This window comes from Streptomyces sp. DSM 116795 (assembly GCF_055792905.1).
In genome coordinates this window covers 1,080,835-1,096,008 of record NZ_CM147707.1, presented here as the reverse complement: position 1 = coordinate 1,096,008, position 15,174 = coordinate 1,080,835, and the positions used below count along the sequence as shown (strand labels likewise).

14 protein-coding genes are annotated in these 15,174 nt (G+C 70.4%); 11 read left to right on the top strand and 3 right to left on the bottom strand.

The window, feature by feature from the left end; translation table 11 throughout:
- The first annotated feature begins 72 nt into the window (after positions 1-72).
- From ACSMXX_RS04680 to ACSMXX_RS04660, 5 genes are all read left to right on the top strand, one after another.
- Positions 73-876, top strand: a complete 804-nt coding sequence (locus tag ACSMXX_RS04680; protein WP_473182767.1) for a class I SAM-dependent methyltransferase — start codon at positions 73-75, stop codon at positions 874-876.
- Positions 877-965: 89 nt separating this feature from the next.
- Positions 966-1,283, top strand: coding sequence for a hypothetical protein (locus ACSMXX_RS04675; RefSeq protein WP_473182766.1), 318 nt, complete (start codon positions 966-968; stop codon positions 1,281-1,283).
- Entirely contained in the window at positions 1,280-1,411 is a 132-nt protein-coding gene (locus ACSMXX_RS04670; protein ID WP_473182765.1) for a hypothetical protein, read from the top strand. The genes ACSMXX_RS04675 and ACSMXX_RS04670 overlap by 4 nt, the downstream gene beginning before the upstream one ends.
- Before the next feature lie 57 nt (positions 1,412-1,468).
- Positions 1,469-1,816 (top strand): VOC family protein, encoded by a 348-nt coding sequence (locus ACSMXX_RS04665; RefSeq protein ID WP_473182764.1) that lies wholly within the window; start codon positions 1,469-1,471, stop codon positions 1,814-1,816.
- 1,394 nt (positions 1,817-3,210) lie between these two features.
- Positions 3,211-3,825 (top strand): helix-turn-helix transcriptional regulator, encoded by a 615-nt coding sequence (locus ACSMXX_RS04660; protein ID WP_473182763.1) that lies wholly within the window; start codon positions 3,211-3,213, stop codon positions 3,823-3,825.
- A gap of 292 nt (positions 3,826-4,117) precedes the next feature.
- On the opposite strand, the gene ACSMXX_RS04655 is transcribed toward ACSMXX_RS04660, so the two are convergent.
- The gene (locus tag ACSMXX_RS04655) at positions 4,118-5,107 is read right to left on the bottom strand and encodes a methyltransferase (protein WP_473182762.1); all 990 of its coding nucleotides are present in this window, start codon (positions 5,105-5,107) and stop codon (positions 4,118-4,120) included.
- 128 nt (positions 5,108-5,235) lie between these two features.
- Positions 5,236-6,138, bottom strand: coding sequence for a phytanoyl-CoA dioxygenase family protein (locus tag ACSMXX_RS04650; RefSeq protein WP_473182761.1), 903 nt, complete (start codon positions 6,136-6,138; stop codon positions 5,236-5,238).
- Positions 6,139-6,683: 545 nt separating this feature from the next.
- Between ACSMXX_RS04650 and cmdF the strand changes: the two genes are divergently transcribed.
- Genes cmdF through ACSMXX_RS04630 form a run of 4 tightly spaced genes read left to right on the top strand, consistent with a single transcriptional unit; the run spans position 6,684 to position 11,925 of the window.
- Entirely contained in the window at positions 6,684-8,291 is a 1,608-nt protein-coding gene (gene cmdF, locus ACSMXX_RS04645; RefSeq protein WP_473182760.1) for a tyrosine 2,3-aminomutase, read from the top strand.
- 49 nt (positions 8,292-8,340) lie between these two features.
- Positions 8,341-9,441, top strand: coding sequence for an AMP-binding protein (locus tag ACSMXX_RS04640; protein ID WP_473182759.1), 1,101 nt, complete (start codon positions 8,341-8,343; stop codon positions 9,439-9,441).
- A gap of 37 nt (positions 9,442-9,478) precedes the next feature.
- Positions 9,479-10,867 (top strand): aldehyde dehydrogenase family protein, encoded by a 1,389-nt coding sequence (locus tag ACSMXX_RS04635; RefSeq protein ID WP_473182758.1) that lies wholly within the window; start codon positions 9,479-9,481, stop codon positions 10,865-10,867.
- Positions 10,868-10,881: 14 nt separating this feature from the next.
- The gene (locus ACSMXX_RS04630) at positions 10,882-11,925 is read left to right on the top strand and encodes an alcohol dehydrogenase catalytic domain-containing protein (protein ID WP_473182757.1); all 1,044 of its coding nucleotides are present in this window, start codon (positions 10,882-10,884) and stop codon (positions 11,923-11,925) included.
- 71 nt (positions 11,926-11,996) lie between these two features.
- Here ACSMXX_RS04630 and ACSMXX_RS04625 read toward each other — a convergent pair whose 3' ends face one another.
- Positions 11,997-12,995 carry a Gfo/Idh/MocA family protein gene (locus tag ACSMXX_RS04625; RefSeq protein WP_473182756.1) on the bottom strand — a complete coding sequence of 333 codons (999 nt, stop codon included), beginning with the start codon at positions 12,993-12,995 and terminating at the stop codon, positions 11,997-11,999.
- A gap of 190 nt (positions 12,996-13,185) precedes the next feature.
- On the opposite strand from ACSMXX_RS04625, the gene ACSMXX_RS04620 reads away from it, so the two are divergent.
- Together ACSMXX_RS04620 and ACSMXX_RS04615 are read left to right on the top strand one after the other, a co-directional pair.
- On the top strand, positions 13,186-13,908 hold the full coding sequence (locus tag ACSMXX_RS04620) for a GntR family transcriptional regulator (RefSeq protein WP_473184633.1): 723 nt from the start codon (positions 13,186-13,188) through the stop codon (positions 13,906-13,908).
- A 156-nt stretch (positions 13,909-14,064) separates the two neighbouring features.
- Positions 14,065-15,075, top strand: coding sequence for a sugar ABC transporter substrate-binding protein (locus tag ACSMXX_RS04615; RefSeq protein WP_473182755.1), 1,011 nt, complete (start codon positions 14,065-14,067; stop codon positions 15,073-15,075).
- Positions 15,076-15,174: the final 99 nt, after the last annotated feature.

Here is a 15,174-nt window from a genome sequence, read left to right as displayed (position 1 = left end):
CACCTGCCCGGCGGAGCTACCCTCGACTCCGGTACCGCACCGTCGAGTGCCCCGGCGGGGCGAAGGGACCTCATGGCCACCTCGAAGTCCACCCCTGACGGATTGTTCGACGCCGCCCTCGACTCGTGGCGGGTGTGGCAGGAGAGCCCGTGGGGACGGTTGCGCTACACACTCGCCGAGTTCAACCTTCAGCGGCGGCTGGCGGCGCTCGGCCCCGGGCCGCTGCGGGTGCTGGATCTCGCCGGCGCCGACGGCGGTGACGCGATGCGGCTGCTGCGGCGCGGGCACAGCGTGACCGTCGTCGACTTCTCCCCGGGCATGCTCACCGCGGCGCGCGAACGCGCGAAGGACGAAGGCGCGGGCGACCGCCTGAGCACCGTCGAGGCGGACGTCTTCGACCTCCCCGAATCCGTGACCGGCCGCCGCTACGACGTCGTGCTGTGCCACAACCTCCTGCAGTACCTGGACGATCCGGCGCCCGCCCTGCGCACCGCGGTCCCGCTCGTACGCAGCGGCGGTGTCGTCTCCGTCATGGCGATCAACAGGCACTCCGCTCCCGTGCGCCTCGCCGTCCGCTCACTCGATCCGGCCGCCGCGCTCGACGCCCTGGACCGGCGGAAGTCGCGGGGCGTGACCTTCGAGGCCGAACTGACGCTCTACACGGCGGAGGAAGTCACCGCGCTCCTCGCCGAGTCGGGCTGCACGGACATCGAGCACTGCGGCATCCTCAGCGTGAACGACCAGATCGTCGACGACGCACGCAAGCACGACCCTGACTTCTTCGCGGCGCTGGAGGCCCTGGAGCTGGCGATGACGAACCGCCACCCGTACCCGCACACTGCGAAGATCTTCCAACTCCTCGCGCACGCCGCCTGAGGAGCGCTCCGTACCTCTGGAGAAGCCCGTCCGGTGCACGCCGGTTCGCGATTGAACGCGGCGGACGCGCGGGCAGTATCAACGGGGGTGTGCCGACGGTGGACACGTTGTCGCTGGTCTCCGCGGTCGTCTCGGTGACGGGCGCGGTGCTGACCTCGATGCTCGGCGGGATGTTCGAGTGGCGGCGCCGCCGATCCGACCGTGAGCTGGCGCGCCGCGACCAGATGCGCCGCTACCGGGAGCCGCTTCTTCAGGCCGCGGCGACCATGCAGGCGCGGCTGGGAAACGCCGTGAGGACGCTGAACGGTGAGCCGGTCACCCAGCTGGCGCTGGGCACGCCACGGCAGGAGGAGTACAACCGGTACGAGAGTCTCTACCGGGTCGCCGTGTACCAGGGGTCGACATGAACGAGGGCGACGTCGACGAAGGCGGCGTGGACGGGGACGAAGACGGGGAGGTGGACGGGGACGTGGACGGGGACGTGGACGGAGACGTGGACGAGACAGCGGAGCGGAACGCCCCGCGCGGAGGCTAGCGTTGGTGCCTGCCTGCCCGGAAACCCGGGCAGGCAGGCCGAGCAAGGAGCGCTTCGATGTCCGTTCGCCGCGTCGTACCCGACATCCAGTCGGACGCCATGGAGGAAAGCCGCGACTTCTACGGACTGCTCGGTCTCGAGGAGGTCATGAACCTGGGCTGGGTCGTGACGCTGGCGTCGCCGTCCAACCCGACGGCTCAAGTCATCCTCATGACAGAGGAGAAGACCGCGCCCGTCACACCCGACGTCAGCATCGAGGTGGACGACGTCGACGCGGTGTACGCGGCGCTGCGGGCACGCGGAGCGGAGATCGTGCACCCGCTGCAGGACGAGGAATGGGGCGTGCGCCGCTTCTTCGTCAGAGACCCGAACGGGCGCGTGGTCAACGTCGTGAGCCACAACTGACGCCGCATGGCCGCCCGGGTCAGGAATGGACGCCATCAGCGCTGACTCGTTCTGGGCCGGCAGGAATATCCCCGGGAATCGAAGAAGCCCTGAGGTGCCCTGGTTCATCGTGCTGTCGACGAGCCGGGCAAAGAGCAATTGCGGGTCGAGAGCTGAGCGTACCGATAGCGCCTCGACAGCGGCGGTCCACCGAAATGCGGCGCGAGGGGTGACAAGGAGATTCTGATCGTGCCGGCCGGGCCGAGGTCCCGCTCTCCCTCCCGGAAAACATTTCGCTCCCGCCGTGCCCGTCGGTGCAGATTCCTTTCCGGCGGTCCGGCAGGGCTTCATTACTTCCACCGCGAAGAACGCAGAGAGCCGTCCGTCGCTGCGATTCCGATATTCGGCGACGCCGTGATTCCGGGGTGCTGCGGGGACGGAGAACGTGTCCGGCGTGTGCCGGTCCGGATCGACTCGGGCGCCCGCCGTGCCCGTTCGTGCTGCTGAAGTGCCCGTTTGCTGCCCGATAGGGCGCACCCGTCGATCTGCCCTCTCGAACTGGGCAGTTCCCCCGAAGTGATAGGAGCGGCACTGTGCCGGGTCAACTCCGGACGGGTTCGCCGCCGCAGAAGACCGCCAGTGAGTCATGTGATCGTTTCCCCGAGCCCCGGTAAACTGAGACGTTGAAAAGGGGACTTCGGTGCGGCCTTCCGGGCGTTGATTTCGGCCAGGCTCTTGTCCAGCATCCTGGGATTCCCTGGAACGGCTTGGCGCACTGTGCCGCCGGGGGTAGTCTCCTCATAGGATCAGACCAGGAGGCGCTTTGGTTGCCGTTTCTCGCGCCGCGGTGCCCCCACCGTGGCGGTGTGGCCCAGTGTGGCCGTTTCCAAGAGCACTACCGGAATCTTCGGCCGGTTTCAGCTCCGTCATTCGGCGTCCTGTTGAGCAGGGTTCACCGTGTCTTTCCATTCGTTGAACAGTCGCGGTCGGAGGTCGAAATACTTCGCATACTCCTGCATGTGGCGTCTGCGGTGTCTGCCGGCCGCGCGTCGGTGGTGCCCGAGCGCGGCATTCCCCACAGCAGGGTGGCGCGGTAGCGCCCGTCTGCGGGCCCGGCCGCGGCGGGACCCGGTCGCACGGCGCACCTCACACAGCGCGCTCGGCGCGGACGCGGGCTGCGGTCGCATAGCTGGTCTCGTGATTCCGCCGGTGGCATTCCACGACGGTGCGGGCCATACGTGTCATAGAAGGGGGTTGCTGACATGCCTGTCGCCGATCGCTCGTCGGTGGCGCGTACATCGACCTTTACGCGGAGAGGAGGAACGGACCGTTTGTCCAGCTTGAGCAGCACAGACCCCGCAGGACCGGAAGAACCCGGGCACTCCTCAGCCGCGCGGTCCGGGTTACCGGTTCCCGTGGCCGTGCATGCCCCGGACCCCATCTCACGGGAGGGCGCCCTGAGTCAGCTCAGGCGGCACCCGCACATCGACCTGCGTGAGGAGCCCGGGCCGGGAACCGTGGCGCTGCTGGTCGACGACGTGCTCGACCGGGGCGCGCTCACGCGCCTGCGCCGGGCCGTGCGCGGAGAGGGAGCGCGAGCGGTTCTCGTGGTGGGGACGCTGCGGGAGGAGGAGTTCCGCAATGTCGTGGCGTGCGGGGTCGGCGCCGTCGTCTGGCGCCACGAGGCCACCCAGCACAGCCTGGTTCAGGCCGTGCTGGCGACCGCACGCGGTGACGGACACCTGCCGTCCGACCTCCTCGGCCGCCTGATCCGCCAGATGGGAACGCCGCCGTCCCACACCACCACCACCATCGACGGCCGGTCCGGCATCCCTGCTCCGGTACTCGGGGCCCGTGAGGTCGACGTCCTGCGCCTGATCGCCGAGGGTTTCGGCACCGCCGAGATCGCCGCCGACCTGTCCTATTCCGAACGCACGGTCAAGAACGTCGTCCACCGCCTCACCACCCGCCTCCACCTGCGCAATCGCGCACACGCGGTGGCTTACGCACTGCGCGAGGGATATATCTGAGGGGCGCGCGTGCGTGCCGGCGAACTCCTGTCCGCTGCCGGTGCCGCAACCCGAAGTCGACGACAGAGCAGGTGAGTTCGGGAGCGACGTGACGGCGACACCGGCGGTGCCGAGGGAGAGGCAAGGACCCGGCCACGGCGACGGTTGATGACCGTCGAGGGCGGGCGGTGGCCACACGTGCGCGGTCGGGTCCGGCCAACGACCCCTAGAACTCAAGGACGCGGGGGAGGGGCCGTGAACCTGGGCGCGTCAGCTGCCGGCCTCGACGGTACAGACCCCTACCCCCGTGTTCTCACAACTTCCGGCCGATGACGACGCCGTTGGCGGCCGGGGCGTCGAACGGGCGGATCTCGACGTCCGTGAAGCCCGCCTCCAGCAGCCAGGAGCGGTACTCGGCGCCGGTGTAGTTCCGGCCGAAGGTCTCCACCAGCATGGACAGGCTCATCAGGGTGGCGTCGAGTGGGCCGTCCTTGGTGTCGGCCACCAGGAGTTCGCTGATCAGCAGGCGCCCGCCGGGGGCCAGCGCCTCGTAGCAGCTGCGGAGGATGCTCCGGCACTGGTCGACGTCCCAGTCGTGGAGGATCATCGAGAGCAGCACGACGTCCTGCCCCGTGGGCAGGGGATCGGTGAAGAAGTCGCCACTGGCGAATGAGATGCGGTCGCCGAGGCCGGCCTGCTCGACCTTCTTCCGTGTTAGGTCGCAGACGAAGGGCAGGTCGAAGACCGTCGTGTGCAGGGAGGGGCAGGCGCGGCTGAGTTCGGTCGCGTAGGCGCCCCCGCCGCCTCCCACGTCCAGCAGTGACAGTCCGCCCGACAGGTCGACGGTCTCCGCCAGGGCTCTGGCCGTCGGCCGGGAGATCGCGCTCATGCCCTCCCAGAACGATTCCACGACCACGGGGTTCTCATCGTCGAACAGCGAGTCGCGCTGCTCGCTGTCCCAGGTGGTCGGACGGTTGGTGCGCAGCGCCTCGTCCAGCCGCAGCCATCCCGGGTAGTCGTGGCGGGAGACGATCTCCACCCAGCCGCCGACGTAGTGCTCTCCGCCGCGGAGCAGATACCGGTCGGTCATCGCGGTGTTGCGGTACCCGTCACCGTCGCGCTGCAGCAGGCCGAGTGCGGCGCAGGCGGTGACCAGTTGCTCGACCGGGCGCTCCTTCAGGTCGAGGACATCGGCGAGTTGGGCCGGTGTCATACCCGGCCGTTCGGCGAAGCGCCCGAACACGTCGCGTTCGTGCGCGGTCACGAGGGTCTGGGACACCCACAGGCCGTAGACCATGTTCATGATCGGCATAATGGATACTGGTCGTTCCTGCGAAGAAGTCATCGTCACCTTCTCGGTTCGGCGTGTGCCGCGGCCCGGCCCCGTACGCAACGCCGACCGGCCGCGGGGGCGTTGGGGCGGTCGGTGTGTCAGACGGTGCGATGGACGACGTCCTCGCTCCACTCGCGTGCCGTCTCGTTGGCGGCGTTGCGCGTGGCCTCCGACGGTACGATCGGGGTGGCTGCTTTGCGGCCGAAGAGGACGTCCATCGGCTCCTCGATGTCGCCTGCGTAGCCCATGGCGAAGCAGCCCTGCTGGTAGCCGATGACCTTGAGCAGATCCTCGGGGAGGGTACGGGCCAGCTCCGGCGGGGCTACGAGGTACTGGTTCTCCTCTTGACGGACCCAGCCCGAGCAGTAGCTGAGGATCAGGCCCTGCCGGACGGCGTCGGAGCGGTTGGTGCCGCCGCCGTGCACGACCTTCCCGGAGAAGATGAAGACCGAGCCTTTCGGCATCTCGACGGGTATGGAGTCCTCCGCGCCGACCTCATCGGGAGAGAGCGCGTCGCTGCCGGGCACCACGCGGGTGGCGCCGTTCTGCTCGGTGAAGTCGGTGAGGGCCCAGAAGAACTGGCACATCACGTGGTGGTCGACCGCGAACGGGAAGAAGTCCCAGACCAGTTCGTCCTTGTGCATCTTCTGTGCGACGGAGCCCGGGTAGGCGCTGATGAGCTGCGTCTGGGACAGCTGGAACTCGGTGGAGGACTTCAGCAGCTCCCGCGCGACGCCCGTGCACAGCGGATGGGTGATCAGGTCCCGGCCGGTGGCCGAGCGCGCGACGAGGCTGCCGGTCCGCTTGGTCCGCTGGCCGGCGAACGCGTCCGGGCCGAACGGCGTGGCCTCGATCCAGGACTCCATCTCGGTGAGCAGGACATCCACCGTCTCGTGCGGAAGCACGTTCTCGACGATGGCGTAGCCGTTCTCACGGAGGCTGTGCATCACGTCGCCGAGGTCGGCGTTCTTGTCGAACCGGTCGGTGACTTCGGGTTCCACTGTGGTCCTCCCTGTCGTGGATGAAGTGGGCGTGCTGCGCCGGGAAGTTCCAGGCATACGAAAGAGGTCCGTCAGCTTTTCGCAGTTGCTCCACCGGCGAATTCGGACGGCCACGGGATTCGCCGGCACGGGGGTCATGTCAGCTGAGGTGCGCCCGGCCGCAGGCTAACCCGGTGCCGACTCCGGGAAAAGGCAGGGAAGTTGAATGTTCCACCGGGAGAGACGCGGTCCGCGTCAGAGGGGCACGCTTCTCTTCGCAGGTCAAAGCGGGTAATGGATCCGATCATGTCCCGTGTGTGAATGCCCTTTCGGGCGCCCGGATGTGCCCTGGGGGTCACGTCGATGTACTCGTTCCTCGGTACTGGCGTGGCCGGAAAGTCACTTCGGAGTGTCCCTGCGTCCGTATCGGAAATGCGGCCGCGGTGATGGGATCGAATGGCACACGAGAATTCCGCTCGACCGGTGGTTCGCAACATGCGTCGAAATGACATCGACGCACGGATCAGCGGGTCCTTCGTATTCCGAATCCAGGGAGAAAGCACGCCATGACCATGATCGACACCGCCACGGGGGCCATCGCGTTCGACGGGGAGACCCTCGGCATCGACGACGTCCGCCGCATCGCGGAGGAGTACGCCTCCTGCGCCGTGAACCCCGAGGTGCTGACCAAGGCCGCGGCGAGCCGGAAGCAGTTCGAGGACATCGTCCGCCAGGGCACCTCGGTGTACGGGGTGACCACCGGATACGGCGAGATGATCTACATGCAGGTGGAGCCGTCGAAGGAGGTGGAGCTGCAGACGAACCTGATCCGCAGCCACAGCGCGGGCGTCGGCCCGCTGTTCGCCGAGCACGAGGCCCGCGCCATCCTGGCCGCCCGGCTCAACGCCCTCTCACGCGGCTACTCCGCCGTGCGGCCCGAGGTACTGGAGCGCCTGGCGCTCTACCTCAACGAGGGGATCACCCCCGCGATTCCCGAGATCGGCTCGCTCGGCGCCAGCGGCGACCTCGCGACCCTCTCGCACATCGCCGTCACCGTCATCGGCGAGGGCTGCGTACTGCGCGACGGCGCCCCGGTGCCCACCGGTGAGGTGCTGCGCGAACGGGGCATCCAGCCGCTGGAGATGCGGTTCAAGGAGGGCCTCGCGCTGATCAACGGCACGTCCGGGATGACCGGACTGGGGTCCCTCGTGGTCAGCCGTGCCCTCGACCAGCTCCACCAGGCGGAGATCGTCTCCGCCCTGCTGCTGGAGGCTCTCAGCTGCTCCACGAGCCCGTTCCTGGCCGAGGGCCACGAACTTGCACGCCCGCACGGCGGCCAGATCGACTCGGCCGCCAACCTGCGTGCGCTGCTGGCCGACAGCGGACTGGCCGTCCCGCACGCGGAGATCCGCGGGAAGGTGGAGAGCAAGCGGGCGGGTGACGACGTGACCCGCACCGACGTCTACCTCCAGAAGGCGTACACGCTGCGGGCCATACCGCAGGTGCTCGGAGCAGTCCGGGACACGCTGCGGCACGCAGCCGGCACGCTGCACACCGAACTCAACTCCGCCACCGACAACCCCCTGTTCTTCCCGGGCAAGGAGGTCTTCCACGGCGGCAACTACCACGGCCAGCCGGTCGCGTTCGCGATGGACTTCACCACGATCGCCCTCACCCAGCTCGGCGTCCTCTCCGAGCGGCAGAGCAATCGCCTCTTCAACCGGCACCTCAGCTACGGGCTCCCGGAGTTCCTCGTCGCCGGCGAACCGGGTCTCAACAGTGGCTTCGCCGGGGCCCAGTACCCGGCCACCGCGCTGGTCGCGGAGAACCGGACTGTCGGCCCGGCCAGCACCCAGAGCGTCCCCTCCAACGGCGACAACCAGGACATCGTCAGCATGGGCCTGATCTCCGCGCGCAACGCGCGCCGCGTCCTCGCCAACAACACCAAGATCCTCGCCGTGGAGTTCCTGGCGGCCGCCCAGGCCGTGGACCTGAATCGCTGCTACGACCGGCTCGGCCCCGCGGGCCGGGCCACCTACGACACCGTCCGCGCGCTGGCGCCGACCCTCGAGCGCGACCGGTACATGTCGGATGAACTGGAGGCCGTCGCCGGTGCCGTCGAGAGCGGCGACTTCCTGCGTGCCGTCAACTCGGCCGGGATCACGCTGCGGTGACCGGTCACGCGCACCCGGCAACCGATCCCCACGGCGGACGGGAGGCAGGATGAAGACGGCGGACGCCCTGGCCGTGCTGGACGCACCGCCTGATGCGGACGTGGACCCGGACGAGCTCGTCCGGGCGGCCATGCAGTGGCACTTCACCCCGGAGACGGGCACGCCGTTCTGGCTCGACCGGCTGGAGCGGCTGGACTTCGACCCGCGCACCGACGTGCGCACCACGGACGATCTGCTGCTGTTTCCGCAGGTCGTCGACGACCTGCGGCACGTACCGGTGGAGGATCTGCTGCCCCGGGGCTACGGCGGGACCGCCGAGGTGATCGGCGTCTTCGAGAGCGGCGGCACCACCGGCGCCCCCAAGCGCGTGCTGTACCTCGCGGACTGGATGGAACGCGAGATGGCGAACGCCATGCGCGCCATGGACGCGCGGGGCTATCCACACGGGGTGAACTGGCTGTCCATGGGCCCCAGCGGCCCGCATGACTACGCGGAACTCACCGGGCAGCACGCGCGCCGCCGCCGCGGCGTCCGCTTCGCCGTCGACTTCGACCCCCGCTGGGTGCGCCTGTGCCTGCAGGACGGGAGGGCCGGGGAAGCCGAGCGGTACCAGGACCACGTGCTCGCCCAGACCGCCACCGTGCTGAGTAGCCAGCGGGTCGGGGCGATACAGGCGCCACCGCCCCTGCTGGAACGGCTGGCGCGGGACGGGCGGCTGGTGGACCTGGTGCGCGACCAGGTCGAGGTGATCACCTGGTGCGGCGCGAGCATGGACCGGGACACCCGGGATCTGCTGCGCGACGAGGTCTTCCCCGGCATCCCGCTGTACGGGCTCTACGGCAGCACGATGGCGCTCGGCGCCGCGTTCGAGCGGACCGCCGCCGAGGAGGGCGACTCCGTCTTCGACTCGCCCTCGCCGCACGTCTCGTACACGGTCGTGGACCCGGACACCGGTAAGCCCGTCGCGGTGGGGGAGAACGGGCAGGTGGTCATGCACCACCTGAGCAAGTCGGCCCTGCTGCCCAACAACCGCGAACGCGACGCGGCGCGGCGGGTGGGCGCGCCCGGCGGCTCGGCGGGTCACTCCGTGGCCGACGTGCACCCGCTGGAGACCTTCACCGGCGTTCCCGTGATCACGGGAGCCTACTGATGACGGTGGATGCGCAAGTGCCGCGGGAGGGGCGCAAGTGACGCCCGCGGCACCGTACTTCATCGACGCCCTCGCTCCGGAGGGCACGTATCGCACCGGCAGGCGGGAAACCGTCCGGGATGTGGCGGGCGACCCTGTCGCGGAACTGACGCTTGCCCCCGGCCTGTTCGTCGCCCGCACTCTGGACCGCCTGCGGCACCGGCCGGCTCACGCGGCGGGCCGCCCCCGGGGCGAGCTCGCCGAGCGGCTGCGGGCGGCGGCCACGGTCTTCGCCTCGGGCACTCTCGGTGGGCTCACGCCCGAGGAGCACCACGTGCGGGTGGCCCGTACGACGGGTGTTCCGGTGGCGGTGGTCCGCGACGCGACGGCGACCGTCGCCGGGGTGCTGGCGAACGCGGTCGACGCCACCGAGCGGGCCCGCCCCCGAGCGGCGCTGCCGCCGGGTCCCCGGGACGTGCCGGACGAGGGCGCAGTCGTGTGGCGCCGGCGGGGACGGCTGTTGAGCGTCAACGCCTCCGGCAACCACCCCGCGGTCCACTCGCTGTGGCCGGCGGCCCTGGCGTTGGGATACCGGGTCGCGGTGCGGCCCTCGCGCCGCGACCCGTTCACGCCCCACCGGCTGGTGCTCGCCCTGCGGTCGGCGGGGTTCGACGGCGAGGACGTGCTCCTGCTGCCGTGCGGCCACGCCGCCGCCGACGAACTGGTCCGCGGCGGCGACCTCGCGATCGTCTTCGGCGGGGACGAGACGGTGAACCGGTATGCCGGCGGCTGGTCCCGGACACCAGTGCTGCCCCAAGGGCCCGGCAGGGTCAAGGTGCTGGTCACAGGGCGGTGGGAGCCGCATCTCGACGTCATCGCCGACTCGGTCGGCGGGCTCGGCGGGGTCTCCTGCCTCAACGCCACGGCGGTGCTGGTCGAACATGACGCCCGGGGCTTCGCCGAGGCCCTGGCGCAGCGGCTCGCGAAGCTGCGGCCACTGCCGCCGGAGCAGGAGGACGCCGGACTCCCGTGTCTGCCGCTTGCCGAGGCCCGCTCGGCCGAGGACTTGCTGCGGCACCGCGCGGCAGGTGCGGAACCCGTGCTCGGCGGCGGCGTACACGACCTCGGGGACGGCAGCGCCGCCCTGCGTCCGGCGGTGCACCTGCTGGACGACGCCCTGGCCGAACAGACGGCCGTGGAGCTGCCGTTCCCCTGTGCCTGGGTCGCGCCCTGGTCCCCGGAGCACGGCGCCGCACCGCTGAGCGCTTCGCTCGTCGTAGGCGTCGCCACCGAGGACACGGCCCTGGTGGACGCGCTGCTGGAGGACCCGTCCGTCCGCAATGTCTACGGCCTGGACCGTCCCACCTGGTGGCTGCCGCCGGGGATGCCGCACGACGGGTTCCTGGCCGAGTTCCTCATGCGCAGCACCGCGCTGACCCGTATCTGAAGGGAGGAGACGCTGTGCGTGCTGTGGTCATCCACGCGCCGGGCGACGTACGTATCGATCAGGTGCCCGAACCCCGGGTCGAGGAGCCGACGGACGCGCTGGTGCGGGTGGTGGCGGCCGGCGTCTGCGGCTCGGACCTTTCCGTGCTGCGGGGTCTTTCGCCGCTGCCGCGGCCGGTCCGCAGCGGCCATGAATTCGTCGGTGTCGTCGAGGAGGTGGGCGTCGACGTGGAAGGCCTGCGCCCCGGCCAGTTCGTCCTCGCGCCGTTCAGCACCTCCGACGGCAGCTGCCCGCACTGCCTCCGCGGGGTGCCCATCGCCTGCGAGAAGGGCCGGTTGTTCGGCGAGTTCGGGCCGGACGGCTCAGCACTCGACGGCGGCCAGGCCGAGTTCGTCCGGGTGCCGCTGGCCGGCACCACCCTGCTGGCCGTCCCGGAACCGCCACCCGACGACCTGGTGCCGCCGCTGCTGGCACTGACCGACGTGCTCTCTACGGGGCACGAGGCCGCCCTGCACGCGGGTGTGGGTCCGGGAGCCACGGTCGTAGTTGTCGGGGACGGCGCCGTGGGCCAGTGCGCGGTCCTGGCCGGCCGGAGGCTCGGGGCCGGGCGGATCGTGGTCATGTCGCGCGACCCGCGGCGGCAGGAACTCGCCCGCGCCCACGGGGCCACCGACGTGGTCGCCGGCCGGGGCGAGGAGGGCGCGGCGGAGGTCGCCGATCTGCTCGGCGGCGGCGCCGGACACGTCATCGAGGCAGTCGGGACGCTCCAGTCGGTGCGGCAGGCGATCGGCTGCGCACGGCCGGGAGGCCGGATCGGCTACGTGGGCCTGCCCTGGGATGTGACGCTGCCGCTGTGGGAACTGTTCGCCAAGAACCTCTCCCTCAGTGGCGGCGGTGCGAACGTGCGCGCCATGATGCCCGGACTTCTCGGCGACGTGCTCGACCGTACTCTGCGGCCCGAGCGCGTTTTCGACGCCGTGTTCCCGCTGGCCGACGCGCCGAAAGCGTTCGACGCGATGGACGTCCGGCGCTGTGTCAAAGCGCTCCTGCGCCCCTGACGGGCACGACGCCCGGCGGCCCCGTCGCCGGGCGTCGCGGGCGTCACCGCTCCGGCGCCCCGGCCGAACTCCTACGCCAGTTCGGCCACCGCCACCGGACGGCCCTCGCGCCGCGAGACCTCGCACGCCTCGGCGACGCGCAGCGCGGCCAACGCCTCGTACCCGTCACAGGGATTGGGCGCCTCGCCCCGCACCGCCCGTACGAACGCGGCCAGTTCGGACTCGTACGCGGGCGCGAACCGCTCCAGGAAGCCCGGCCAGGGCGTGCCCTGCGCGGTGCCCGCCGTCGGCTCCACGGAGGTGATGGGGGTACGGGCGTCGAGGCCGACCGAGATCTGGTCCTTCTCGCCCGCGACTTCCATGCGTACGTCGTACCCGGCGCCGTTGACGCGGGTGGCCGTCGCCGTGCACAGGACGCCGTCGTCCAGCGTCAGCAACACCGCGGCGGTGTCGACGTCCCCGGCCTCACGGAACATCGCGGGGCCCGCGTCCGATCCGGCCGCGTACACGGAGACCACCTCCCTGCCCGTCACCCAGCGCAGCGCGTCGAAGTCGTGCACGAGGCAGTCGCGGTAGAGGCCGCCGGAGAGCGGGATGTACTCCGGCGGCGGCGGCGCGGGGTCGGAGGTCGCGGCGCGTACGGTGTGCAGGCGCCCGAGCGAGCCGGACCGCACGGCGGCGCGGGCCGCGGCGTACCCGGCGTCGAAGCGGCGCATGAAGCCGATCTGCAGCAGGATCCCCGCCTCGTCGACCGTGCGCAGGGCCGCCGCCGTGCCGGGAAGATCGAGCGCGATCGGCTTCTCGCAGAAGACGGGCACCCCGTGCGAGGCGGCGGCCTGGATCAGGTCCGCGTGCGAGGAGGTGGCCGAGGCGATCACGACGGCGTCGAGGTCACGGGAGAGGAGTTCGCCGGGGGAGGGGGCGAGCGTCGCGCCGAGGTCGGTGGCCACCTCCGCGGCGCGTGCGGCGTCCACGTCGGTGACGAGCAACTCGCTCACCTCGGGTGAGGCGGTGAGGGTACGGGCGTGGAAGGTGCCGATCCGGCCGGTGCCGATGAGTCCGATGTGCATGGGGGTACGTTCGCCCGTCCGCTCAAGAGCTGTCAATACTTTGTCAGGACAATTGAACGTGCTACGGGGAGGCGCAGGAAAGCCACGGTCCGCTTTGTCCGGACAACCGAACTTACGCCTTCCAGTGGGCCGCCCGGCCCACTACGCTCCCCCCGTGGCCAAGAATGATCCCGTGGACCTCGAGTTCAGCGTGGACCGCAGCAGCCCGGTCCCCCTGTACTTCCAGCTCGCCCAGCAGCTCGAGACCGCCATCGAACGCGGAAAACTCTCCCCCGGCAGCCTCCTCGGCAACGAGATCGAACTCGCGGGGCGGCTGGGGCTGTCCCGTCCCACGGTGCGCCAGGCCATCCAGTCGCTCGTCGACAAGGGCCTGCTGGTGCGGCGGCGCGGCATCGGCACGCAGGTCGTGCACAGCCAGGTGAGGCGGCCGCTGGAGCTGAGCAGCCTCTACGACGACCTGGAAGCGGCCGGTCAGCGCCCCGCCACGCAGCTGCTGCGGTACGAGAAGGAGGAGGCGACGGCCGAGGTGGCCGCCGCCCTCGCCGTCGCCGAGGGCGCCCAGGTGCGGCGCGTGGAGCGGCTCCGGCTGACCCACGGCGAGCCGATGGCCTTCCTCCGCAATCATCTGCCGGGCGACCTGCTGCAGGGCGAGCGCGGCGAGGAGCTGGAGTCCACGGGCCTCTACCGGCTGATGCGCGGGCTCGGCGTCACCCTGCACAGCGCGCGGCAGTCCGTCGGCGCGCGGGCCGCCACCACGGAGGAGGCGAAGCTGCTGGGGGAGGAGCCGGGGGCGCCGCTGCTGACGATGGAGCGGACGACCTTCGACGACACGGGGCGTCCCGTCGAGTACGCCTCGCATCTGTACCGGGCCTCGCGCTACTCCTTCGAGTTCCAGCTCCTCGTACGGTCCTGACCCCGGCCGCGAGGGGTTCCCGGCCGCACGGATGCCGGACCAGGGGCGGCCGTACCCCTGGCCGGGAGCCCTCAGGCTTTGTTCGGACAAACTCTCATGGAGAATGTTCGGACAAAGTATTGACGCCTCGCTCCGGGCCCGGCTAGAACTCCGCTCATGGTCCTTCGGCGTAGAGCACGTAGAGCGACAACGGTGGCGGTAGCCCTGACGAGCGCGGCACTTCTCGCCGCCGGCTGCAGCAGCTCCGGCGGCAAGGGTGACGAGGAGAAAAGCAGCGGCGCGGGCGGCGGCAAGGGCGTCAACACCCCGCGCATGACGATCGCGATGGTCTCGCACTCCGGTGAGGGCGACACCTTCTGGGACATCGTGCAGAGCGGAGCGAAGGACGCGGCCCGCAAGGACAACGTCCAGTTCGACTACTCGCACGACGACGAGGCGGGCCGCCAGGCGCAGCTCGTGCAGTCGGCCATCGACAAGAAGGTCGACGGGCTGATCGTCACGCTCGCCAAGCCCGACGCGATGAAGGGCGCCGTGAAGAAGGCGGTGGACGCCGGGATTCCGGTGATCACCATCAACTCCGGCGGTGAGCACTCGGCCGGGTTCGGTGCGCTCTCGCACATCGGGCAGGACGAGGCGATCGCGGGTGAGGCGGTAGGCGACGAGCTCAACAAGCGGGACCGCAAGAAGGCCCTGTGCGTCATTCACGAGCAGGGCAACGTCTCGCTCGAAGAGCGCTGTGCGGGCGCGAAGAAGACGTTCGACGGCGAGATGAGCACGCTCAACGTCGACGGCACGAACATGCCCGACGTGCAGTCCTCCGTGGAGGCCAAGCTCCAGTCGGACAGCGGCATCGACACCGTCCTCACCCTCGGCGCCCCCTTCGCGGCGACGTCGGCGAAGGCCAAGGAGAAGGCCGGCAGCAAGGCGGAGATCGACACCTTCGACCTCAACGCGCAGGTCGTGAAGGGACTGAAGGACGGCAGCTTCGGCTTCGCCGTCGACCAGCAGCCCTACCTGCAGGGGTACGAGGCGGTCGACGCGCTGTGGCTGCACTCCTACAACGCCAACGAACTGGGCGGCGGCAAGCCCGTGCTGACCGGCCCGGCGGTCGTCACCAAGAAGGACGTGCCCCGGCTGGAGAAGTACACCAAGCGCGGCACCCGGTGAACACCCGCCGCAGGCAGGTCGCCGATACTGGCGCGGGCGTCCGCGCCGGTACCGGTGGCCGCCGCGGGCGCCGGGATGAACAGAAGCACCCGTACCGAG

What these genes read in the sequence shown, in the direction of transcription:
- ACSMXX_RS04680 (WP_473182767.1), top strand. Translation starts at nt 73, where the DNA reads ATGGCCACCTCGAAGTCCACCCCTGACGGATTGTTCGACGCCGCCCTC.
- ACSMXX_RS04670 (WP_473182765.1), top strand. Translation starts at nt 1,280, where the DNA reads ATGAACGAGGGCGACGTCGACGAAGGCGGCGTGGACGGGGACGAAGAC.
- ACSMXX_RS04665 (WP_473182764.1), top strand. Translation starts at nt 1,469, where the DNA reads ATGTCCGTTCGCCGCGTCGTACCCGACATCCAGTCGGACGCCATGGAG.
- ACSMXX_RS04655 (WP_473182762.1), bottom strand. Translation starts at nt 5,107, where the DNA reads ATGAACATGGTCTACGGCCTGTGGGTGTCCCAGACCCTCGTGACCGCG.
- cmdF (WP_473182760.1), top strand. Translation starts at nt 6,684, where the DNA reads ATGACCATGATCGACACCGCCACGGGGGCCATCGCGTTCGACGGGGAG.
- ACSMXX_RS04640 (WP_473182759.1), top strand. Translation starts at nt 8,341, where the DNA reads ATGAAGACGGCGGACGCCCTGGCCGTGCTGGACGCACCGCCTGATGCG.
- ACSMXX_RS04625 (WP_473182756.1), bottom strand. Translation starts at nt 12,995, where the DNA reads ATGCACATCGGACTCATCGGCACCGGCCGGATCGGCACCTTCCACGCC.
- ACSMXX_RS04615 (WP_473182755.1), top strand. Translation starts at nt 14,065, where the DNA reads ATGGTCCTTCGGCGTAGAGCACGTAGAGCGACAACGGTGGCGGTAGCC.